Here is a 20,252-nt window from a genome sequence, read left to right on the forward strand (position 1 = left end):
AAAGGAGGAAGGTACGTGGAAACCGCCGTTTTAATGAAACCAGATGCAGCTTATAAAAAGGCTTATATGAGTTTTTATAATGAATGGAAAGAAAGCGGAGAAAAAATGATTCCGTGGGTAATTGCTAAAGACCCTGCTTACTTTGAAGAAATGGTTCAAGAGTTAGTAGATGCGGAAAAAGGGATCGGATTAAAAAAAGGATATGTGCCCGATTCCACCTATTGGCTAATGCATAATGAGAGAGTGATAGGAGTAGTTAATATTCGTCATAAACTAAGTGAAATACTTCGAAACAGCGGAGGGCATATAGGTTATGGTATTCGGCCGAGCGAAAGACAAAAAGGATATGCGAAGCTGCTATTAAAGTTATCTCTTCAAGAAATCAAAAAGCTGGGAGTTCAACGGGCATTAGTTGTGTGCGATGATTGGAACACCGCTTCTCGTCAAACTATTTTGGCAAACGGTGGTATACAGGACGAAGATTATATAGAAGAGGACGGAGCTGTTGTTCAACGCTTTTGGATTCATACGGATAAAATGGTATAAAAAAGAGCTGAATTTTTCAATTCACCTCTTTTATGCTTAGTCATATTGTTTTAAAGCTAACTTTAGCCGCATATAGGTATACATGGCGTATGCCTGTCTTCCTTTTAAACTGTACGGGTTTGCTTTGGAGCAAAGACAGTCAAGAAATTGCTCATCACATGAGCGGCATGAACCGTAATCTTCATAGCATAAATCATGGTATTTGCAACAGCAGTCTACATCATTTACAGGACATCCGGGACCACTGCATCCGGGACCACACCATTTATAGCCGGGGAAAAGGCAGGGCGTGGCTTTCCGTTTGTTCGGAACAGACATAATCATACATCCTTTTCAATAGTCTCTCTACAGTAAATGCAAGAAAAAGAAAAGAGACAGGGACAAACACCGTGCAGTAGCAGCCTAATTTTCATGACTTTCTATTTAATCGATAAATGCGTCATTCATCCGCATTAATAGTTTGCCAAACAGCTCCTTTTCTTCACTTGACCATTTCTTTAACATACTATGATAGCGTTCAAGACGCATTTGTTTATCGGTTTGCAGCATTTGTTTCCCACGTGTTGTGATGTTAAATAGGCTGACGCGTCCATCCGAAGGATCAGAGGAGCGGGAAATAAGCTTTTTATTTTCTAAAGCGGCAGCTTGTCTAGAAAGAGTTGAAATGTCCAGTTTAAATGCTTCTGCTAGTTCTTTTACACGAGCTGGTCCAAATTCATCTAATTGCCGTAATAATAAATAAGCTGATCTTTCTAAATTTCCTATTTTATTTTCGGAATTATCAAGATAGACAGCTCGTCTAATAAAGGTAGTAAGTTCATATTCAATCAATTCAATTGAATTCTTTTCTTGCATCATAATCGCCCCTTACAAAATCATTCATTGACAAAGAATTATATACTTGTATAATACAAATGTATATATAGTTGTATAGTACAAGTAAAAGTAGGTAAAGTAAAGTGTGTTTATATAGTTAAATGTTAGACAACATGACAAAATAAAGAGAGGAGGACAGCTGTTCTTTATCTATAGGACAGTGACCTATAATGAAAGTGATACGAATCATTTTACAAATCGCGATTCTTTATGCTTTTTCTATGATTGGCGAAGCCGTTCACCATATGCTTCACCTGCCTATTCCAGGCAGTATTATAGGCTTAATTTTAATGCTCATTTGCTTAACGTGCAAAGTTGTTCCCATCAAAGTGGTTGAAGACGGAGCAAGTTTCTTGTTATCTTTTTTACCGCTATTATTCATACCAGCTATGGCAGGGGTGATGAATTATCCGTCGCTTCTTTCAAGCAGCGGAGTGATTTTATTTTTAATCATTGTACTTAGTACCATCGTTACGATGGCCGCCGCAGGGACTGCGAGCCAACTTTTGGAAAAGAAAGCGAACAAACGAAAGGAGAAACAACAGTGCAAGAATTCTTTATCGCGATCTCTATAATCATAGCTACAGTTGCTCTGTATCTAGTCATGGCAAAAGTATACGTACGATTTTCCTACCCAATTCTTATTCCAGTTTTAACTACAACCGTATTCGTTATTCTTCTTTTGCTTGCTTTTCATGTTTCCTATGATGAGTATATGATTGGAGGCAAATGGATTAATTCACTTCTAGGACCAGCGGTTGTTGCATTAGCGTATCCACTGTATAAACAGCGTGAGATGCTAGTAAAATACAGCATTCCTATTATTGGAGGAGTGTTTGTAGGGTTATTTGCAGGCATGATCAGTGGGCTTGTGTTCGCTGAAGTATTCGGCATTGATCGAAGCCTGATTTTATCCATTATTCCTAAGTCCATTACCACTCCGGTTGCGATTCAAATTGCCACGGGACTAGGGGGCGTTCCATCCATGACCGTGGTATTTGTTATGATTGCAGGTTTTTCGGGAGTAATCCTTGGACCTTTACTTTTAAAGTGGATTCGTATTAAGAGTTCTTTAGGAAAAGGAATTGCACTAGGCAGCGCTTCTCACGCCTTAGGAACTTCTAAAGCATTTGAATACGGTGAACTAACAGTATCGATGAGCTCAGTATCAATGACGTTAAGCGCTGTACTAGGCTCGGTTTTTGGGCCGATTGTTGTCTGGCTATTTCAAGTATAAGATGAGATAAAATAAATTGAATATAAAAAACAATCCTGTTCCAATTGGAACAGGATTGTTTTTTATACAAAAGCATAAGTTTTGTCCGCAGCAAGCTTTAAGTTATGCGGCTCTTTTTCTGGTACTATAATAAGAAGAAAGAAAATTCATAAAATAACCGCTTTTTTGTTATTTTTAGGTAGGCTAGTCAATTGTCGGATGGGTAAGTAGGCTTAGTCAAGGTTATATACACAGTAAAAATAGCAGAAAAGAGGAGCTCGTGTATATAGGAAAAAAGATTCTTGAACATAAATATAGCTTGTCAGAAAAATTAGCCGAACGTTTAGATTCTACACATACGCTAAGTCCAGAGGAATTGAAAGAAAAGCAAATTTTGAAGTGGCGAGTGTCAATTATGGAGTATTTTGGAAGATTACTATTTGAAGAACAAGAGGCTGTACTTAAACTTGTTAAAGAATGGGCACTAGAGACAGGTAAATATGCAGTGGAAAAAAATATTCCTTTAGAAAAAGCACTAGGTACCCTTCCAATCTATCGCAGCGTTATGTGGGATGTATTTACAAGAGAACTAGAGGAGCATCAGTTTGCTGCAATTACCATGCTGCATGTCAGTGATCGAATTGATCCTCTTTTAGATACGGTGACATGTGTTTTTGGTCAAATTTACGACGAGCATAATCGATATATGATGAATTTAGCTTATACGTCATTAGAAGAACTTTCAGTTCCGCTCGTACCCGTTACAAAAGGTATAGCCATTATGCCAATTATTGGAGAAATTGATACTCATCGCTCGCAAGTTATTATGGAGACCTGTCTGAAAAAAGGGACAAGCCTTCAGTTATCTTATCTTATTTTAGATATCTCCGGTGTCGTGATTATCGATACAATGGTAGCAGACAATCTTTTCAAAATTCATCAATCTCTCAAATTGGCAGGAGTAGAAACTATTATAACGGGGATACGACCGGAAATTGCCCAAACGGTGGTAAAACTGGGAATTGATTTTAATCAAATTAAAACAGAAGCAAATTTAGAAGCAGCCCTTTTGAAAATTGGGTTTAGACGTCCTGAAGAACATAGCCGCACGCATTTGTCACCACGTCGGATAAAATGACCGGCTATAAATATGCACCAACATTAGAAGTGTACGTTACACATGAAGATATTCATTCTTTCAGACATCGCTGTGAAATGTGGATTCCAGTAGGTAGAAAGTAAGTGAATTGTATAAAACGGATGTTGTCAAACATCCGTTTTTTATTTAATGAATTTGATGTGTCATGGCAGCACAAAAGCATAAACGATGAAGTATACCACGATTGAATAGACAAAAAACCAGCCGTTCAAACGCATATAGCCGCTTTTCATCATGCCGTACTCTATGAGTAGTGAACCAGCGCAAAAGAGAAGTGATAAAAGCCATTTATTTTTATTTGGTAAGTAAGCTAAAAATAAAATGGAAAGGGAAGGTGGAATGAATGTATAGCTTACAATATCTCCGAGTCCTGTAACTTTTGGATCTCCCAAATCAATCATGTTGAAGACCCGCGTAATGATAACATCACAAAGCCAACAAACAAATCCCACTACGCTAAACGTGATATAAAAATCTCGCCAAGTTAGCTGGCGTTTAAATAAAACAAGGGCAAGAGCAAATAAACATAAACTAACCGTAATCGGAAACCACAAACCATGTGCAGATAGATCTAAATGCTGAACTGCCTGCTCCAACATTGTTCACCTCAAAATGAAGAGTTAGTGTTGAAGTTAGCCTATGTTATGGAAAGTATTTTATAAATTTTCTAAGCGTTACGTATATACTCTTCTCGCAAGATTGAATATAACTTTAAGTCTTGATGAGCTCCCTTAATAAACATGGCTTTTCGAATCGTTCCTTCATAAGACATGCCGATTTTTTTCATCACTTTCTCAGATGCAGCATTTTCAACAAAGCACCTCGCTTGAATGCGGACTAAATCCATTTCTTCAAATCCAAACGCAATTACTTTTTCAGCTGCCTCAGTAACAAATCCCTTATTCCAATAAGCTTCGGAAATCGCGTAGCCAATTTCCGCAATGCGATGAGTAGGGTTCCAAGTGACAAAGTCAATAGTGCCAATACATTTTTTCAAGGCTTTGATTTCCATAGCCCAAGGAGAAATGGTGTGGTTGCTATATTGCTTTAAAACGAAGGAAACAAACTCTTTTGTATCTTGAAGCTTTCGGTGTTTTTCCCAATTTACATATCTGCTTACCTTTTCATTTGAGGCATATTCAAACATATCGCGCACATCTTTTTTTGTAACTTTCCGCAAGCGGAGTCTTTCTGTTTCTAGTGTGGGTAAATTTCCGTATATATCTTTTACTTGAATCATAAAGTTGTCTCCTTTCTCAGCAAGAAGTGGATGAAGTGTTGATAATAATGTGTCATAGAAGCTGCAGCATCCCAGAAAGACGCTTTCTATTTCATGTACTTGATTCTTTAATTGTAAAATATTTCATTGTGGAGCGTAAGAGGTCAAACGGCTTTTTTTAAAATAAAAAATTATTTTTGCTGTTCATAATGAGTTCACATAAGCTTGTTAGACTAAAGTCAGAAATTACGAAGGAGTGAAATGAAACACATGAACAGTGAAGTGAAGGAAGAACGAACTTCAAACAAAAAAAGAATAGACTTATTTTTAGTTCCAATTGTTTTAATTGCAGCGTTTTTGAATTTATTTAAAATTTGGACAGATGAATACGTCAATGCTTATTACACGGCAGCTGTCAAAAGTATGCTTCAAAGTTTTCATAATTTCTTTTACGCATCTTTTGATCCAGGAGGCTATGTAACGGTTGATAAGCCGCCGGTTGTGTTTTGGATTCAGACAATTAGCGCCAAAATATTTGGGTTTCACGGATGGAGCGTTATTCTACCGCAAGCATTAGCGGGCATCGGTTCAGTCCTTTTACTATACGTACTCATGAAACATACGTTTGGCGTATGGGCTGGGAGGTTTGCTGCTCTTGCAATGGCTCTGACGCCAATTGTACCGGCGGTAAGCCGAACAAATAATATCGATAGTATGCTTGTGTTTACATTATTAGTAGCAACATGGATGTTATTTCGTGCTGTGCGCACTGCTAAATTTGGCTGGGTGTTAGCCGCTTTTGCGATGATTGGTGTTGCTTTTAATATGAAAATGCTTCAAGCATACATGGTTTTACCAGCATTTTATGTTTTCTATGTAGTGGCAACCAAAATCACTTGGAAAAAGAAAATTGCTTTTTTAACAACAGCAACTGCACTGATGCTCGCTGTTTCTGTCTCATGGGCAGTTGTAGTGGATTCTACTTTTGCTGATAAGAGACCTTACATGGGGAGCAGTCAAACAAATTCAGTTCTAGAGCTTGCTTTCGGATATAACGGTATTAATCGTTTAACTGGAAATACAAGCGTGACGGGAAGCAGTCATAAACAGCCTGCTCAAACTCAGCAGCAAACAGCAAGCAGTGAAACAAAACAAAATAGTAATTCAAGTGCTGATTCTTCACAAAGCTCCAATCAAAGAAAGAGCAGCTCTTCTCAAAAAATGCAGGCTCCAGGCGGAGGAAATCAAAATGGAATGTTCAACACAGGTAATCCTGGTCCATTCCGACTGTTCCAAAAAGGGTTATCAGATCAAATCAGCTGGTTATTACCATTTGTAATCTTTTCAATCGTGGGTCTATTTGCAGGAGTGAAATTTAAAGGACCTTACACGACAAAACAAAAAGAAAGTTTATTTTGGTTAGTATGGCTGCTACCAGTAGCTGTTTTCTTTAGTATCGCAGGATTTTTCCATCAGTATTATTTAATTATGCTGGCACCTCCAATCGCAGCATTTGCAGGAGCGGGAGCAGTAGCTTTATGGAGTATGTACAAACAGCGTAATGGTTGGAAATTATGGCTGCTGCCGGGTGGTATTTTAACAACAGCAGCGCTTCAAGTATATATCATGTCTCCTTATGTGAGCTCAATCGGCGTAGCGCCAATTGCAGGTGTAGGGGCACTGGGCGTCATTTTAGCTCTTGTTTTAGCTGTTCGTAAAGAACGTAAAAATTCTGTGACGAATTATCTAGGAGTCGCAGCAATGGTTGTCTTGCTTGCAATGCCGGCGTACTGGGCGATGACACCAATTATTTATGGTGGAAATAGCATGCTTCCAGCAGCAGGTCCTGATTCTTCAAGCGGTATGGGAGGACCTCCAAGCACAGCAACGAATAGCAAACAGTCTGGCTTTAATGGCATGCAGCCTCCAGGAAGCTCTAGCGGCAATTCATCGTCAAACAATCAAATGCAGCCGCCAAGCGGTTTGTCAAATAGCGGTCAAATGCTAATGCCAAATAGCTTTTCAAGCAAATCATCATCTTCAAAACAAAAAAGTGGAGGAATGAACGCAGAAGTAAACAAAAAGCTACTAAACTATTTAACAAAAAATAATACAGGTGAAAAATATTTATTTGCAACAACGGATTCAACTTCAGCTGCGCCTTATATTATCGAAACGGGCAAGCCCGTAATGGCAATGGGTGGATTTAGCGGTTCAGATCCAATTCTAACGGTGAGTAAATTAAAAGCCATGATTAAAAAAGGTGAAGTGAAATATTTCTACTTGTCTGGAATGGGCAAGGGAGGTCAATCTGACGTTATAACGTGGATTAAAGAAAATAGTAAGGAGGTTCCTTCTTCCAAATGGCAGTCTACTTCATCAAGTTCTCAGCAAGGACCATCTGGAAATGGAACATTATACGAAATAACGCTTAAATAAGGAGGACATGAACATGAGTTCAATTATTAAATATTCTATTGTTGTTCCTGTCTACAACGAAGAAGAAGTGATTCATGAAACCTACCGCCGTTTAACAGAAGTGATGCGTTCAACGAAAGAAGCTTACGAGCTTCTTTTCGTGAACGACGGCAGTAGAGACCGAACAGCAGAGATAATTAAAGACTACAGTGAGCAAGACCCGGCCGTTGTTTTATTAGATTTTGCCCGTAACTTTGGTCATCAAATTGCCATTACAGCTGGTATGGATTATGCAAGAGGAGAGGCGGTCGTTGTGATTGATGCTGATTTGCAAGACCCGCCTGAATTGATTTTAGAGATGATTGAAAAATGGAAGCAAGGGTTCGACGTTGTATACGCTAAGCGTACAAAGCGAAAAGGAGAAACATACTTTAAAAAGCAAACAGCTGCTATGTTTTATCGTTTCTTACGTGCGATGACCGATATTGATATTCCGCTCGATACAGGGGATTTCCGCTTGCTAGATCGTAAAGTGTGCAATCAAATGAATAGTATTCAAGAAAAAAATCGCTTTGTTCGCGGATTAGTAAGCTGGGTTGGCTTTAAGCAAATAGCGGTAGAATATGAGCGAGACGAGCGTTTGGCTGGAGAGTCGAAATATCCTTTGAAAAAGATGCTGAAGCTTTCAATGGATGGCATTACGTCTTTTTCATATAAACCGCTAAAGCTAGCTAGCTATGCTGGTGTAACTCTATCTGGTATCGGTTTTATTTATCTTTTAGTGGTGCTGTATTTGAAGTTATTTACCGACAGCACCATCACAGGGTGGTCGTCATTAATTGTCATTCAGCTATTCTTTAGCGGCATCATTTTAATTATGCTTGGTATGATTGGAGAATATATTGGCCGCATCTACGATGAAACAAAAAATCGTCCACTCTATATTGTCCGTGAAAAGTATCAGTTTGAGCCACGCAAGGAAGTATCTCTTCGTGACTAACAAATGGATATCTTTTATTAAATTTGCGTTAGTAGGAGTTGTAAATACACTGATTGATTTTATAGTATACGCAATCTTAACAACAATCGGTGTTAACTACATACTAGCGCAGTGGATTTCATATAGTGCGGGCATTTTAAATAGTTATGTCATGAATCGTAAATGGACGTTTGAGAGAAAAGAAAAAAGCAGGAAGCGTGAAGTGATTTCATTCGTGATCGTAAATTTGATCACTTTATCCCTAATGTCTTTTCTGTTGACTGTTCTATATAATAAATGGGGTATACCGCTGCTAATCAGTAAACTTTTGATCACAATCGTAAGTGTCGGTATCAATTTTATTGGTACTAAATTATTTGTATTTACTACTAAAAAAGAAAGAGGGATTCATATATGACGATAAAAAAAGCAGTTATTCCAGTAGGCGGTTTAGGAACTCGCTTTTTGCCAGCGACAAAAGCGCAGCCGAAAGAAATGCTGCCAATTGTCGATAAGCCTGCTGTACAATATATTGTAGAAGAAGCTGTGAAATCAGGTATTGAAAGTATTATTTTTATTACAGGCCGAAACAAAAAATCAATTGAAGACCATTTTGATAAATCAATTGAATTAGAGCAAATGCTTGAAGAAAAGCACAAGTTCGAAATGTTAAAAGAAGTCCAAACGATTTCATCAATGGCCAGCATTCACTATATTCGTCAAAAAGAGCCGTTAGGCCTCGGCCATGCTATTCTTTGTGCCGAACAGTTCATTGGAGATGAGCCGTTTGCCGTTCTTCTTGGAGACGATATTATGACTTCTGAAGAACCTGCGCTCAAACAGATGATCCAAGCGTATGAAACGACTAATCAATCAGTTATCGGAGTTAAAAAAGTGGATGCTGAAGAAGTATCAAAATATGGCATCATCAAGCCACAAAATAAATCTGGCAGCCTTCATGAAGTGAATGACTTGATTGAAAAACCATCGATAGAACAAGCTCCGTCAACTATTGCCGTTATGGGACGCTACATTTTAAATCCTTCTATTTTTTCTTATCTAAAAACGATTGAAAGAGGGGTAGGAAATGAATTACAATTAACAGATGCACTGCGTGTGGTATGTGAAAAAGAGAGCCTGTTTGCTCTTGAACTGGAAGGGCAGCGCTTTGATATTGGAGATAAGGTAGGCTATATGAAAGCGATGGTAGAAGTTGCGTTAAAGCGTAGAGATTTACGTCAAACGTTTTTATCGTATTTGGAGGGAATTGTAGAAAAAGAACGAGCAAACAACTTCAGCTAATAGGATTTAATCAGTTTGTTCATATTCAGTTCATATTTGAAGTATAAAATCCTTTTATTATCTTATGTCGCTCTCTGTTTGGTATAAACAGAGAGCTTACTGTGCGTAAAAGCTGGACAAACTTAGGGATAAGGAGAGACATGTATGATTCAAATATTAGTGGCAGATGATGATCAACATATTCGAGAGCTGATATCATTATATTTAGAAAATCAAGGATTTAAAATTATAAAAGCAGCAGATGGTGAAGAAGCATGGTCGAAAATGGAAGAGTTTCGAATTGATCTAGCAGTCGTTGATATCATGATGCCATTTAAAGACGGATGGGAACTAACAAAGGAAATTAAGGAGTATTTTGATATACCGGTTTTGATGGTAACAGCTAGAGGCGAATCGCATGATAAACTAAAAGGATTTGATATTGGAACAGACGATTATGTCGTGAAGCCATTTGATCCTCAGGAAATGGTTGCTCGTGTAAAGGCCCTTTTACGTAGGTACCGAGTAGAAGCTAACAATATAATCTATATGGGGAATATAAAATTAGACCGTACTAAACTAGAGATGAGTGCGGGAGAAACAAGCGAACAGCTGCCGTTAAAAGAGTTTGAATTACTGTTCACGTTAGTTAGTTCTCCTAGAAAGATTTTCACTCGTGATCAGCTTATTCAATTAATTTGGGGATATGATTATGAAGGAGATGAGCGCACGGTAGACGTTCATATAAAACGTCTGCGAGAGCGGCTTAATCATATGGAAAACGTCGGTATGGAAATCAAAACAATTCGCGGATTAGGCTACAGAGTAGAAGGGTGTTAACGTGAAATCAATTTATGTAAAGCTGGTGCTATCGTTCATTATTACGATTTTATTGAGCGTTGTGATTACCGTTGTCGTCACGACATTTCTTAGTAAGCAGAAGCTCGAAATGCGATTAGGTCAGGATATGGTGAAGATAGGAGAAGATTTTATCGATTTGTACGGAGCAGAAGACTCCGGCAAAGCTGCAAGATTTTTATCTAATTCATCATTTATTCATTTTTCGTTTATTATTATTGATGATCAGCATGAAGAAAAAGTATTAGGACAGCCAGGGCCGCCTATTCCAATTACACCAGAAGAAGTGGATCAAGTGTTAGATGGGAAGCGTTATTCTAATTTAAATGAGGAAAAAGGTGATCGTCCACAGCCAAACGTAGTGGGTCTTCCTTTTAAAGAAAATGGCCGATCGTATGCTCTATTTATTCAGTCTCATCCACAGCGGCAATTTTCAGTTATTCAAGATGTTCAAAATATCCAGCTTATTACGATTTTATTAGTAGGTATTGTATTATTTGCATATGTTTCAACGATTATTATTAAACCAATTAAGCGCCTTAGTACAGCGATGAAAGTGGTCGGACAAGGCGAATACAATGTGCAAGTAGAGCACGCGACAAATGATGAAATCGGTCTGTTAACTAAAAACTTTAATCAAATGACTAAAGAATTAAACAAAATAGAAACGATGAGGCAAGAGTTTATCGCAAGCGTTTCGCATGAAATTCAATCACCGCTGACCTCTATTCGCGGTTTTTCAGCGGCACTTAAAGATGATATCGTAAGTGAAGATAAAAAGATACAATATTTAACAATCATTGAAAAAGAAAGTACAAGACTTTCTCAGCTTAGTTCCAATTTGCTAAAGCTTGCTTCTCTTGACTCTGAACATCAAACGCTAATGCTGCAACAATACCGATTGGATGAACAAATCAGGCATGTGGTCATGGCTTTAGAACCTCAGTGGACAAAAAAGAACATAGAAATTGACCTTGATTTATCCAATGTTCAAATGGAAGCAGATAAAGATTTGTTAGAGCAAGTTTGGCTAAATTTAGTAACAAATGCGATCAAATATACGCCTGAAAATGGATTTGTGAAGATATCCATTCATCTAAAAAACGAAGAAATAGACGTAAAAGTAAAGGATAATGGAATTGGTATTGCAGAAGAAGATCAAAAATATATTTTTGAAAGCTTTTATAAAGTAGATAAATCCAGAACGTTAAAAGGAAGCGGCCTCGGTCTAGCTATTACAAAAAAAATTGTGCGACTGCATGAGGGCGCAATACGTGTAGAAAGCAAAAAAGAACAAGGAAGCGTCTTTACGGTGACACTACCTATCAAAAAAAATAGCAATAAAAAAGACTCGTCTGTGTAAGTTCATACAGATGAGTTTTTTAATTAGAACAAAGATATAAAAAAAATTAATAATATCTATTTATTTTTTTAATCCCTACTTGACATATAGGTAAAGTGTAAATAATATAGATAGTATAAATCTTTTGAAAAAATTGGGATGCTAAAGAAGCTGATCGGTCAACCGAAGGCTCATACTTGTTCGTTACTAGTGTGGGCCTTTTCTGTACATTGGCTGTGGCTATTAATATCTCAATCTTCAAATGAACATATGGGGAGGATTACCATGCATTTATCTTCTGCTCATTATACAAGTACTTATAGATGTTGTTCGCTTTGTTTATTCAATTGCAACTAAAATATAAAATTATCTATGAATAGGAGAATGATAAAATGGCTTCAATTACACAAGAAAAATTAGATTATATTGTTAAATTACTGACTGAAATCAACTATGGATCTGTATTAATTACTCTTCACGACGGACAAATTACTCAAGTAGACAGTACGGAGAAAAACCGCTTTTTAGCTAAAAGTAAAGTAGCAAGCCACAAATAAGCCCAATTAAATACTTATTGAGAGAGACTGAAAGGCTGGCCTAATTAGCGACGTCTTGGCAGCGGGGGCAAGCACGTACTGCGCCAAATATAGAAAACATGCGTATTCGAAGAAAGATTGACTTTCCTTACAGTAAAAGATTTAGAATTTTTTGAATTAAGTTTAGGTTATAGGTTTTATGAGTATTACGATGAGAAGTGTAAAGCTGCTAAAGTAGCAGCTTCCCCCCCCTTTTTAGTTATAAAAGTCTGACAGTTTCATTCCTGTGCTGATCGGATTACCGAAGGCTTCTGACCTACGTTAGGAGCCTTTTTTTATTTTTAAATTAATATAATAGGAGGAGAAAAGATGGAAAATTTATTACGGGCAGCAGTGCGGCAAAGAAAACAATACCTCATTGAAGAGTTATTGAAAAAAGGAATTTATAAAAAAGAAAACCATCATCTTTTTGAACTCACACTCTCTGACTTAGAAAAAGAGTATCAGGCACGTAGTAAGTAAAAAGAAAGCTTACGTGCAATAAAATAAAGGGAAAATAAAACTTAGTTGAATAATTGGCAAAGAGGTTATTATAGATAATTATTTAATACACAAAGCGTGAAGGGTATGCCTTTGCGCTTTTTATCTGTTAATAAATTAGTACCAGATATTAAAGTCAGGTGTTATAATTAAGTATCAACTGATTTGAGGTGGAGAAATGATACAATCAAAAGCTAGAATCACAGGTATGGGGACGTATACACCAAAGCAAAAATTAACGAACGACCATTTAAAAGAAATAGTAGATACAAATGACGAATGGATTGTGCAGCGTACAGGAATGAAAGAACGACGAATTGCAGATGAAGGAGAATACACGTCTACGCTTGCCATTCAAGCAGTTGAAAATTTGCTTCAACGATATGCTGTAGAAATAGAAGATGTAGATGCAATTATTGTTTCTACAACAACGCCGGATCACTTTTTTCCTAGCGTCGCGTGTCAGATTCAAGATTATTTTCATATTGAGCAGGCTGCAGCATTTGACTTAAGTGCCGCATGCGCTGGGTTTACATATGGCCTTCATGTAGCAAACGGCTTAGTGACATCGGGGTTACATAAAAAGATTTTAGTTATCGGTGCGGAAGTAATGTCGAAAATTACAGATTATACGGACCGGGCAACATGCGTGCTGTTTGGTGATGGAGCGGGAGCCATGCTTGTAGAGTACGACGAGCATAATCCAAGTTTCTTAGGATGTCATTACGGAACGGACGGAAGCGGAGGCGTAAATTTATACCGCTCTAATTTATCTGACACTCTTTCAGGAAAAGAAATTAATTCGAGTGGGAATTTAGTTCAAAACGGACGTGAAGTATATCGCTTTGCCGTCCGAACGGTTCCAAAAGGAGTGGAAGCATTATTAAAGAATACCTCTATTTTACTTTCTGCTGTAAATTGGTTTATTCCGCACAGTGCAAACCTTCGAATGATTGAAGCTATTTGTGCCAAAACAGGTGTTTCAACGGATAAAACGTTAACAAGTGTGCAATACTGCGGAAATACATCTTCAGCTTCTATTCCGCTTGCCTTGAACGAAGGAATAGTGACAGGAAAAGTACGGGAAAATGACCTTCTTATTCTCTATGGGTTTGGAGGAGGATTAACGCACTGTGGTGTGTTAATTAAATGGACGTGTAACGAAAAAAGCTAAAAGGCATCGCCTTTTAGCTTTTTTGTCTTTTACTGTTAGCAAGAGTTCGATAAAATGGAAAAAGAAGTAAAGGAGGGTGTATAGGAATCACGTTTTATACATTGAAGACAATGAAGAAATTGGATTAATGATTCAAAAAGAGCTTAAAAAGCAAAACTATGAAGTTACTTGGTTGCAATCGGGAGATAGCGCCAGTCAGTTTATTAAACAAGCGGATATTGTCATTCTAGATGTAATGCTTCCTGGCTTAGATGGATTTACAGGGGGAAAAAAGCTTAAAAAATTAGCACCTGATGTCCCTGTTTTAATGCTTTCAGCTCGTACAGCTCTAGAAGATAAGATTATGGGGCTAGAGTTTGCCGATGACTATGTCACAAAGCCGTTTCATCCAGAAGAACTGTTGGCGAGGCTTGAAGTATTGTTAAGAAGGTTTTCAAGAAAGAAAGAGGAACTTATTTTAAAACATTTGCATATTTCGATGAGAGACTATCGTGTAATGAACAGGGAGACAAGTGAAGAAATTAGTTTAACAGGTAAGCAATTTCATATTTTTACTTATTTCCTTCAGCATTTAAATCAAATCTTAACAAAAGAACAAATTTATGAAGGGGTATGGAAAGAGCGGTATATAGAAGGGGATAAAACGTTAATGGTACATATTCGCTATTTACGAGAAAAACTTGAGAAAAATGCAGCTAAGCCAGAAATTATTGAAACAATACGAGGGATTGGCTATAGGATAAAGCAATGAATATTAAACAGTCTCTTATCATGAAGTATATTTTAATTATGATTGTAGCTGTATTAATTATACCGGTATCATTTTTTGGGGGGCATGGCTTATCACAGTTTCTATTATGCGTATTCAAGGATTATTAAATGAAGAGTATAAAGGAAAAAGCTATTATGAACAAATGTGGAATGAAGAAGCCCAAAAGCTAGAAGGAGCAAATGAGGAAACAATCAATAAAAAGCTAAAATTATTAAAGAAAAAATGCCCTGAAGCTTCAATGTTTTGGGTAAACGCTGCTGGACAAACAAAGCTTCCGTTTCCTTACAATGAATCACTCCCGAAGAAATGGTCATCTTCTTATACAGCTGAATTTATAAAAAGCCGATATGGAAACGACCCGTATACGGTTCTTGCCTTTATCGGAGCAGATAAAAAGCAAGGTTTTATGGTAATTGAAGTGCCGGAAAAAGCCGTTGAGCTACCTATTCAGAAACTAGATCCAGCCTACTATAACATTTATTTAGGGTTTGTTTTTATAATTGTGCTTTCTTTTATTGTACTTTCTCTATTCTTTTTCGTTCAAATTCGAAAGAGATTGCGAGCGTTACAAACTGCTATGAATAACAAAGACGAACAAGGAATTCCCTTGCCTGTTGTATCTGGCTCCACGGATGAAATAGGGCAGCTAGAACAATCGTTTAATCAAATGGTTAAACAGCTTCATGAAAGTCGGAATCGAGAGCAGCAAGAAGAACAGCTACGGCAAGACTTAATTATGAGTCTATCGCATGACTTACGAACACCACTCACGACTGTTCGAACTCATATCTATCAACTGAAAAACGAAGAAGTGACGTTGAATGTTCAACAAGCTCTTGAGGTGATTGATACTAAAGTAGAATTTGTCAGCAGTTTAATAGATAATTTATTTTCCTATACGCTGCTGTTAAATGGAAAATATCCGTATCGAGAAGAGGAAATTGACATGGTTCGATTTCTCAGAAAAAGCATTGCTCAGTGGTATCCACTATTTGAGGAAGCGAATATGGAAGTGGGTATTCAACTGTCGTCTCAGTCCATATACTGGTACGGAGATGTACAGTGGTTAGAAAGAATAATAGATAATTTATGTCAAAACGTGATTCGTCATGCTAAAGAAGGTCGCTTTATCGGTTTTCGTCTTGTTCAAAATAATGGTTCATCTTCCCTTATCATTTTTGATAAAGGGTCAGGCTTTAAAAAGAATAGCGAGACAAAACAAAATGGTGTAGGTCTAGCTATTGTTGATGCAATGATTAAAGAAATGGAGTTAACGTGGTCGATTCATTCAACGAAAAATGGAACGGATATTCAAATTACGTACGAAGCGAGGGACTAATTCACTCGCTTTTTTAAACGAATTTTAACCTTTCTTTTCCTTCCTCTTAACTTTCTCTGTTTATAGTAATAGAGAGGTGATAAAAGTGGAAATTGTTAAAACGACTCAGCTGATAAAAGTATTTAAAGGAGTAGAAGCTGTAAGTGAAGTGAATCTATCCATTAAAGAAGGAGAAATCTATGGCTTTTTAGGACCCAACGGAGCAGGGAAGACCACAACGATTCGAATGCTGCTCGGTTTAATGAAGCCAACGCGCGGCGAAATCGAGCTGTTTGGAGAAAGTATAAAAAACCACAGGCAGCATATTCGAGCATTAAAAAAGATAGGTTCACTTGTAGAGAGCCCTTCCTATTATGCTCATTTAACGGCAAGAGAAAATCTAGAAGTACTTCGCAAAATACTGGGAGTCTCTAAAAAAAGAGTGGATGAAGTACTAGATATTGTAAAATTAACAAAAGAAGCAAATCGTCCAGTTAAAGGCTTTTCTCTTGGGATGAAACAGCGGCTTGGTATTGCTTCTGCACTTCTCGGAAACCCTCGTTTATTAATCTTAGATGAACCAACCAACGGACTAGATCCTGCAGGAATTCAAGAAATCCGTTCATTGATTAAAGAAATGCCAAGAAAAAACGGAGTTACCGTGTTGATTTCAAGTCATTTACTTTATGAAATTGACCACTTAGCGACTCAAGTAGGCATTATTACAAAAGGAAAGATGCTATTTAATGGGTCAATTGAATCGCTTCGCAAAAAGGCCAACCATCAAGTGGCATTTACAATAGGGGAGATAGAAAAGGCAAAAACGATACTATTAACAAACGGATTTGTACCTACTATCGATAAAAACAGTCTCCTTCTAGATTATATTGATCATGAGCAAGTGGCACATCTCGTTTATCAGCTCGTGCAAGAAAATGTCTCTATCTATCGCGTTGAAGAAAAAACAAAATCACTAGAAGATATCTTTTTAAAGCTGACGAGCGAGGAGAATGAACATGTTCATGAAAATACTGCAGGCTGAGTGTATGAAATTAAAAAGAAAAGGGCTCTGGCTTTTATTACTTTTAGGTCCAGCGGGTGTAATAGGCTTAACACTGGTTGATTATAGCGTTCGATATGAATATTTAATTCAACAAAATCCAAATGTGTGGGAAGGTCTTTTTCATGAAATAAACATTACACTTCCAACAGCTTTTTTACTGGGAGGAACGATTCTTGCTTCAAATATAGCGCATGTTGAATATCATAGAAGCTCCTGGAAGCAGCTACTGAGCTTACCTGTAAGCAGACTAAGTGTTTATACGGGAAAATTTATAGTAGTTATGGCTATGTTACTCATCGCTTCTGCTGTTCTATTGATCAGTATAATCGGGCTAGGGTGGTGGTTGGGCTTTGGTCTTCCGCCTTCTTGGAAAACTCTTTTTGTTTATAACTTTTATCCGTTCTTTTCGGCCATCCCGTTTGTAGCTATTCAAATATGGCTATCTATGCTTTTTAAAAATCAAAGCGGTTCTCTTGCACTAGGTATTATGATGAGTGTGATAATGAGTGGTATGGGAGACTTGCCGAGCTGGTTTATCTGGCAATGGCCGATGCTAGTGTTTTCCGATTACCGGAATACGTATATGATAACAGGTGCGATTATCGGCATTTTTTTATATGGTGCAGGCGCCTTTCACTTTATCAGAAAGGATGTGGCTTGAATGTTTTTGCAATTATGTAAGGTAGAATGGTTTAAATTGTTTAAAACAAAAGCCTGGGTATATCTTTTTGTTAATCCTATTCTTATCGCTGCTATCCTTTTTGTGGGTGATCAGGCGATGCCAAGTGGAAAAATAAAATGGCTCATGGCAAGTGCCTTCATTGCCAATGTTCACGGATTATTGCTTTTTCCGTTAACTGGCGGGTTAGTAACATCGTTTGTTTGCCGATATGAACACGAAGCAGGAGGTTGGAAACAATTATTATCTCTTCCTGTAACAAGGAAATCAGTTTACGGAGCAAAATTAATCACAGCAGCAGCTTTCATGGGAATTCTTCAAGTATTTGTATTTGTTGTTTTGTTAGGGATTAGCGTTTTGAAAGACTACCCCGGTACTATTCCATTAAAAATGATGGCTGGAAATATGCTAAGCGGCTGGATTGCAGTGTTGCCAATTATTGCGTTTATGCTAGTTGTATCGATGGCACTTTCTAGCTTTGGAGCATCTTTAACAGTCAATGTCATTTTAACACTACCGAATTTATTTGTTGTTAATTCTGAACGATTTGGCCCCTGGTACCCTTGGACTCAGCCAACGTATGGAATGTTAGGTGTAACCGGAAAAGCATCATGGGAGTTGATGCTGACTACACAGACTTTCTTAGTGGTTATTATAAGCAGCTTTCTGCTTTTTGTAGCAGCGGGTTTACTGTATTTTCAGCGCAAACATATATAATAGAAAAAACCCGCTTTTTTATAGCGGGTTTTCAGCTGGCTTTTGGAATAGTAAAGCCTACTCCAAAAACGTCGCGCACATCGTGGACAACAACAAAAGCTTGTTCGTCGACTTTATGAATAATACGCTTTAACTCTAGCAGTTCTTGTTTGTTCACAACCACGTACAATACGTCTTTTGCTTCTTTTGTATAGCTTCCATGAGCAGAGAAGACAGTGACGCCGCGTTGCATCTTTTTATTGACTTGTTCGGCTACTTCAGCTGAACGGTGTGAAATAATGGTGATTGCTTTGCGGGGGTTGAGTCCTTCAATGATATAATCAAGCACCTTTGTTCCGATGTAAAGAGAAATAACCGTGTACATCGTCTTTTCTCCACCGATGACAAAATAAGCGCTTGCTACAACTAATAAATCAATTGCTAGCATCGTTTTGCTAATATTCCAGTCTAGATATTGATTAGCTAAGCGGGCAATAACTGCAGAGCCTCCAGAAGTTCCGCCTCCTCTAAACACAAGTCCGAGTCCTACACCAGCAAAAATACCAGCAAAAATAGCCCCCAGTAACGTATCGTCAAGAGGATTTCCCAGTCCTTCAGTTATATGTAGGAATAGAGATGTGAAAATAATACATATAATTGTGTAAGCAATCACACGTTTGTGAAGCAATTTGTATCCGATCAGTACCAGCAAACCGTTTAATATAAAGTTTGTGATACCCGGAGACCAGCCTAGTACATAATAGGTAATCATTGTTACACCGGTTACGCCGCCTTCTGCTAATTCATTTGGAATAGCAAAGTAATTAATGGCCAGTGCGAAAATAAGGCTCCCTAGAATAATGAGGATAATTTCTTTTATTTTATTGATCATGAACGTTACCTCCAATCATCAAAAACTCCGAAAACACAGTCATGACAATGTATTATACCAACTCTAGAGGCCGAATTAAAGATGGGATATTATTATTTTTTTAAAAATCAATTTCTGCTATCAGCATAAAATCTTTTGACAGTTTTTATGGAGTATGAAAAAATGAATTGTTTGCTTTTATTTTGATTAAAAAGTTTTGCAATGAGAATGTTCGTTCGGTAAAATAGAAGCAAGAGTCAAGGGGGAGAATGAACGTGTATCAAGATGAATTAAAACAGTATGCGAAGTTAGTAATGCCCGAGCATTTAGAGAAAATGAAAAAAATGTACAGTCCCGAGGCGCATAAGCAGCCTTTAGGATTGGAAAAAGAAAAGATTGAGCATATTGAAAATGTCATTATGAACAGTTACTCGGAGCATCATCCAGTAACGCTTCACGTCTATGAAGCAGGACATATTCAAAGATATGAACGAGTGACGATTGATAAAGTCTCGCTGCAGTCGAATACGCTGATGGTTACAGGCCCTTGTTATACATATTCGATTCGAGCGGATGCAGTAATTGAAGCAAATGTGTGGAAAGATGAAAGCTACTCTAGCTAAGAGTAGCTTTTTTGTTCGTTTTGTATCTTTTTTTTAACGCTTGCATACAATACATAAAAGCATATTCTGCGAGTAGTAACTTCTAG

The 20,252-nt window shown here is 37.5% G+C and carries 24 protein-coding genes; 19 read left to right on the top strand and 5 right to left on the bottom strand.

All coding sequences use genetic code 11. The features are described 5' to 3' along the window. The first annotated feature begins 33 nt into the window (after positions 1 to 33). Positions 34 to 546: a GNAT family N-acetyltransferase gene (locus M3225_RS19965; RefSeq protein ID WP_251396886.1), complete on the top strand. Its 513-nt coding sequence runs from the start codon at positions 34 to 36 to the stop codon at positions 544 to 546. 36 nt (positions 547 to 582) lie between these two features. Here M3225_RS19965 and M3225_RS19970 read toward each other — a convergent pair whose 3' ends face one another. Both M3225_RS19970 and M3225_RS19975 read right to left on the bottom strand, forming a co-directional pair. Continuing rightward, positions 583 to 870, bottom strand: coding sequence for a phospholipase (locus tag M3225_RS19970; protein ID WP_306385328.1), 288 nt, complete (start codon positions 868 to 870; stop codon positions 583 to 585). Positions 871 to 969: 99 nt separating this feature from the next. Further along, positions 970 to 1,401 (bottom strand): MarR family winged helix-turn-helix transcriptional regulator, encoded by a 432-nt coding sequence (locus tag M3225_RS19975; protein ID WP_182420741.1) that lies wholly within the window; start codon positions 1,399 to 1,401, stop codon positions 970 to 972. 191 nt (positions 1,402 to 1,592) lie between these two features. Here M3225_RS19975 and M3225_RS19980 point away from each other — a divergent pair, with 191 nt between their 5' ends. The 3 genes from M3225_RS19980 (at position 1,593) to M3225_RS19990 (ending at position 3,776) form a co-directional block, all read left to right on the top strand. Beyond that, complete coding sequence (locus M3225_RS19980; RefSeq protein ID WP_251396527.1) at positions 1,593 to 1,997, top strand: CidA/LrgA family protein; 405 nt, start codon at positions 1,593 to 1,595, stop codon at positions 1,995 to 1,997. Then, a complete protein-coding gene (locus M3225_RS19985) occupies positions 1,967 to 2,659 on the top strand; it encodes an LrgB family protein (RefSeq protein ID WP_251396529.1) in 693 nt (230 codons plus the stop codon). The genes M3225_RS19980 and M3225_RS19985 overlap by 31 nt, the downstream gene beginning before the upstream one ends. Positions 2,660 to 2,918: 259 nt before the next feature. Continuing rightward, positions 2,919 to 3,776 (top strand): STAS domain-containing protein, encoded by an 858-nt coding sequence (locus tag M3225_RS19990; RefSeq protein ID WP_251396531.1) that lies wholly within the window; start codon positions 2,919 to 2,921, stop codon positions 3,774 to 3,776. Positions 3,777 to 3,940: 164 nt separating this feature from the next. On the opposite strand, the gene M3225_RS19995 is transcribed toward M3225_RS19990, so the two are convergent. After that, positions 3,941 to 4,396 carry a hypothetical protein gene (locus tag M3225_RS19995; RefSeq protein WP_251396533.1) on the bottom strand — a complete coding sequence of 152 codons (456 nt, stop codon included), beginning with the start codon at positions 4,394 to 4,396 and terminating at the stop codon, positions 3,941 to 3,943. Positions 4,397 to 4,464: 68 nt separating this feature from the next. After that, positions 4,465 to 5,037, bottom strand: coding sequence for a GNAT family N-acetyltransferase (locus M3225_RS20000; protein WP_251396535.1), 573 nt, complete (start codon positions 5,035 to 5,037; stop codon positions 4,465 to 4,467). 240 nt (positions 5,038 to 5,277) lie between these two features. Between M3225_RS20000 and M3225_RS20005 the strand changes: the two genes are divergently transcribed. The 14 genes from M3225_RS20005 (at position 5,278) to M3225_RS20070 (ending at position 18,693) form a co-directional block, all read left to right on the top strand. Next, positions 5,278 to 7,455, top strand: a complete 2,178-nt coding sequence (locus tag M3225_RS20005) for a glycosyltransferase family 39 protein (RefSeq protein ID WP_251396537.1) — start codon at positions 5,278 to 5,280, stop codon at positions 7,453 to 7,455. A gap of 13 nt (positions 7,456 to 7,468) precedes the next feature. Further along, on the top strand, positions 7,469 to 8,434 hold the full coding sequence (locus M3225_RS20010; RefSeq protein WP_251396539.1) for a glycosyltransferase family 2 protein: 966 nt from the start codon (positions 7,469 to 7,471) through the stop codon (positions 8,432 to 8,434). Then, complete coding sequence (locus M3225_RS20015) at positions 8,427 to 8,831, top strand: GtrA family protein (protein WP_251396541.1); 405 nt, start codon at positions 8,427 to 8,429, stop codon at positions 8,829 to 8,831. Before M3225_RS20010 ends, M3225_RS20015 begins: the two co-directional genes overlap by 8 nt. Further along, on the top strand, positions 8,828 to 9,715 hold the full coding sequence (galU, locus tag M3225_RS20020; protein ID WP_251396542.1) for a UTP--glucose-1-phosphate uridylyltransferase GalU: 888 nt from the start codon (positions 8,828 to 8,830) through the stop codon (positions 9,713 to 9,715). The genes M3225_RS20015 and galU overlap by 4 nt, the downstream gene beginning before the upstream one ends. A gap of 144 nt (positions 9,716 to 9,859) precedes the next feature. After that, complete coding sequence (locus tag M3225_RS20025; RefSeq protein ID WP_251396543.1) at positions 9,860 to 10,534, top strand: response regulator transcription factor; 675 nt, start codon at positions 9,860 to 9,862, stop codon at positions 10,532 to 10,534. A gap of 1 nt (position 10,535) precedes the next feature. Beyond that, positions 10,536 to 11,915, top strand: coding sequence for a sensor histidine kinase (locus tag M3225_RS20030; protein WP_251396544.1), 1,380 nt, complete (start codon positions 10,536 to 10,538; stop codon positions 11,913 to 11,915). Between the two features lie 371 nt (positions 11,916 to 12,286). Beyond that, positions 12,287 to 12,451: a YezD family protein gene (locus M3225_RS20035; protein WP_013056824.1), complete on the top strand. Its 165-nt coding sequence runs from the start codon at positions 12,287 to 12,289 to the stop codon at positions 12,449 to 12,451. A 348-nt stretch (positions 12,452 to 12,799) separates the two neighbouring features. Beyond that, positions 12,800 to 12,952, top strand: a complete 153-nt coding sequence (locus M3225_RS20040; protein WP_013056825.1) for a Fur-regulated basic protein FbpA — start codon at positions 12,800 to 12,802, stop codon at positions 12,950 to 12,952. A gap of 196 nt (positions 12,953 to 13,148) precedes the next feature. Beyond that, positions 13,149 to 14,144 (top strand): ketoacyl-ACP synthase III, encoded by a 996-nt coding sequence (locus tag M3225_RS20045; protein WP_251396545.1) that lies wholly within the window; start codon positions 13,149 to 13,151, stop codon positions 14,142 to 14,144. 76 nt (positions 14,145 to 14,220) lie between these two features. Beyond that, complete coding sequence (locus M3225_RS20050; protein WP_308215759.1) at positions 14,221 to 14,895, top strand: response regulator transcription factor; 675 nt, start codon at positions 14,221 to 14,223, stop codon at positions 14,893 to 14,895. 106 nt (positions 14,896 to 15,001) lie between these two features. Continuing rightward, positions 15,002 to 16,255: a sensor histidine kinase gene (locus tag M3225_RS20055; RefSeq protein ID WP_251396546.1), complete on the top strand. Its 1,254-nt coding sequence runs from the start codon at positions 15,002 to 15,004 to the stop codon at positions 16,253 to 16,255. An 85-nt stretch (positions 16,256 to 16,340) separates the two neighbouring features. Next, entirely contained in the window at positions 16,341 to 17,276 is a 936-nt protein-coding gene (locus tag M3225_RS20060) for an ABC transporter ATP-binding protein (RefSeq protein ID WP_251396547.1), read from the top strand. Then, entirely contained in the window at positions 17,251 to 17,958 is a 708-nt protein-coding gene (locus M3225_RS20065) for an ABC transporter permease (protein ID WP_251396548.1), read from the top strand. The genes M3225_RS20060 and M3225_RS20065 overlap by 26 nt, the downstream gene beginning before the upstream one ends. Next, positions 17,959 to 18,693, top strand: coding sequence for an ABC transporter permease (locus tag M3225_RS20070; RefSeq protein ID WP_251396549.1), 735 nt, complete (start codon positions 17,959 to 17,961; stop codon positions 18,691 to 18,693). It abuts the gene before it with no gap. Positions 18,694 to 18,724: 31 nt separating this feature from the next. Here the strand turns inward: M3225_RS20070 and M3225_RS20075 are convergent, their stop codons facing one another. Then, complete coding sequence (locus tag M3225_RS20075) at positions 18,725 to 19,564, bottom strand: YitT family protein (protein WP_251396551.1); 840 nt, start codon at positions 19,562 to 19,564, stop codon at positions 18,725 to 18,727. 248 nt (positions 19,565 to 19,812) lie between these two features. On the opposite strand from M3225_RS20075, the gene M3225_RS20080 reads away from it, so the two are divergent. After that, complete coding sequence (locus M3225_RS20080; RefSeq protein WP_251396553.1) at positions 19,813 to 20,166, top strand: YolD-like family protein; 354 nt, start codon at positions 19,813 to 19,815, stop codon at positions 20,164 to 20,166. Positions 20,167 to 20,252: the final 86 nt, after the last annotated feature.

It is taken from the genome of Priestia aryabhattai (assembly GCF_023715685.1).
Lineage (GTDB): Bacteria > Bacillota > Bacilli > Bacillales > Bacillaceae_H > Priestia > Priestia aryabhattai_B.

Bases quoted from the DNA above. Each gene is read 5' to 3' on its own strand.
- M3225_RS19965 (WP_251396886.1), top strand. From the start codon at position 34: ATGAAACCAGATGCAGCTTATAAAAAGGCTTATATGAGTTTTTATAAT.
- M3225_RS19970 (WP_306385328.1), bottom strand. From the start codon at position 870: ATGATTATGTCTGTTCCGAACAAACGGAAAGCCACGCCCTGCCTTTTC.
- M3225_RS19975 (WP_182420741.1), bottom strand. From the start codon at position 1,401: ATGCAAGAAAAGAATTCAATTGAATTGATTGAATATGAACTTACTACC.
- M3225_RS19980 (WP_251396527.1), top strand. From the start codon at position 1,593: ATGAAAGTGATACGAATCATTTTACAAATCGCGATTCTTTATGCTTTT.
- M3225_RS19995 (WP_251396533.1), bottom strand. From the start codon at position 4,396: ATGTTGGAGCAGGCAGTTCAGCATTTAGATCTATCTGCACATGGTTTG.
- M3225_RS20000 (WP_251396535.1), bottom strand. From the start codon at position 5,037: ATGATTCAAGTAAAAGATATATACGGAAATTTACCCACACTAGAAACA.
- M3225_RS20005 (WP_251396537.1), top strand. From the start codon at position 5,278: ATGAAACACATGAACAGTGAAGTGAAGGAAGAACGAACTTCAAACAAA.
- M3225_RS20010 (WP_251396539.1), top strand. From the start codon at position 7,469: ATGAGTTCAATTATTAAATATTCTATTGTTGTTCCTGTCTACAACGAA.
- galU (WP_251396542.1), top strand. From the start codon at position 8,828: ATGACGATAAAAAAAGCAGTTATTCCAGTAGGCGGTTTAGGAACTCGC.
- M3225_RS20025 (WP_251396543.1), top strand. From the start codon at position 9,860: ATGATTCAAATATTAGTGGCAGATGATGATCAACATATTCGAGAGCTG.
- M3225_RS20035 (WP_013056824.1), top strand. From the start codon at position 12,287: ATGGCTTCAATTACACAAGAAAAATTAGATTATATTGTTAAATTACTG.
- M3225_RS20040 (WP_013056825.1), top strand. From the start codon at position 12,800: ATGGAAAATTTATTACGGGCAGCAGTGCGGCAAAGAAAACAATACCTC.
- M3225_RS20045 (WP_251396545.1), top strand. From the start codon at position 13,149: ATGATACAATCAAAAGCTAGAATCACAGGTATGGGGACGTATACACCA.
- M3225_RS20055 (WP_251396546.1), top strand. From the start codon at position 15,002: ATGCGTATTCAAGGATTATTAAATGAAGAGTATAAAGGAAAAAGCTAT.
- M3225_RS20065 (WP_251396548.1), top strand. From the start codon at position 17,251: ATGTTCATGAAAATACTGCAGGCTGAGTGTATGAAATTAAAAAGAAAA.
- M3225_RS20070 (WP_251396549.1), top strand. From the start codon at position 17,959: ATGTTTTTGCAATTATGTAAGGTAGAATGGTTTAAATTGTTTAAAACA.
- M3225_RS20075 (WP_251396551.1), bottom strand. From the start codon at position 19,564: ATGATCAATAAAATAAAAGAAATTATCCTCATTATTCTAGGGAGCCTT.
- M3225_RS20080 (WP_251396553.1), top strand. From the start codon at position 19,813: ATGAACGTGTATCAAGATGAATTAAAACAGTATGCGAAGTTAGTAATG.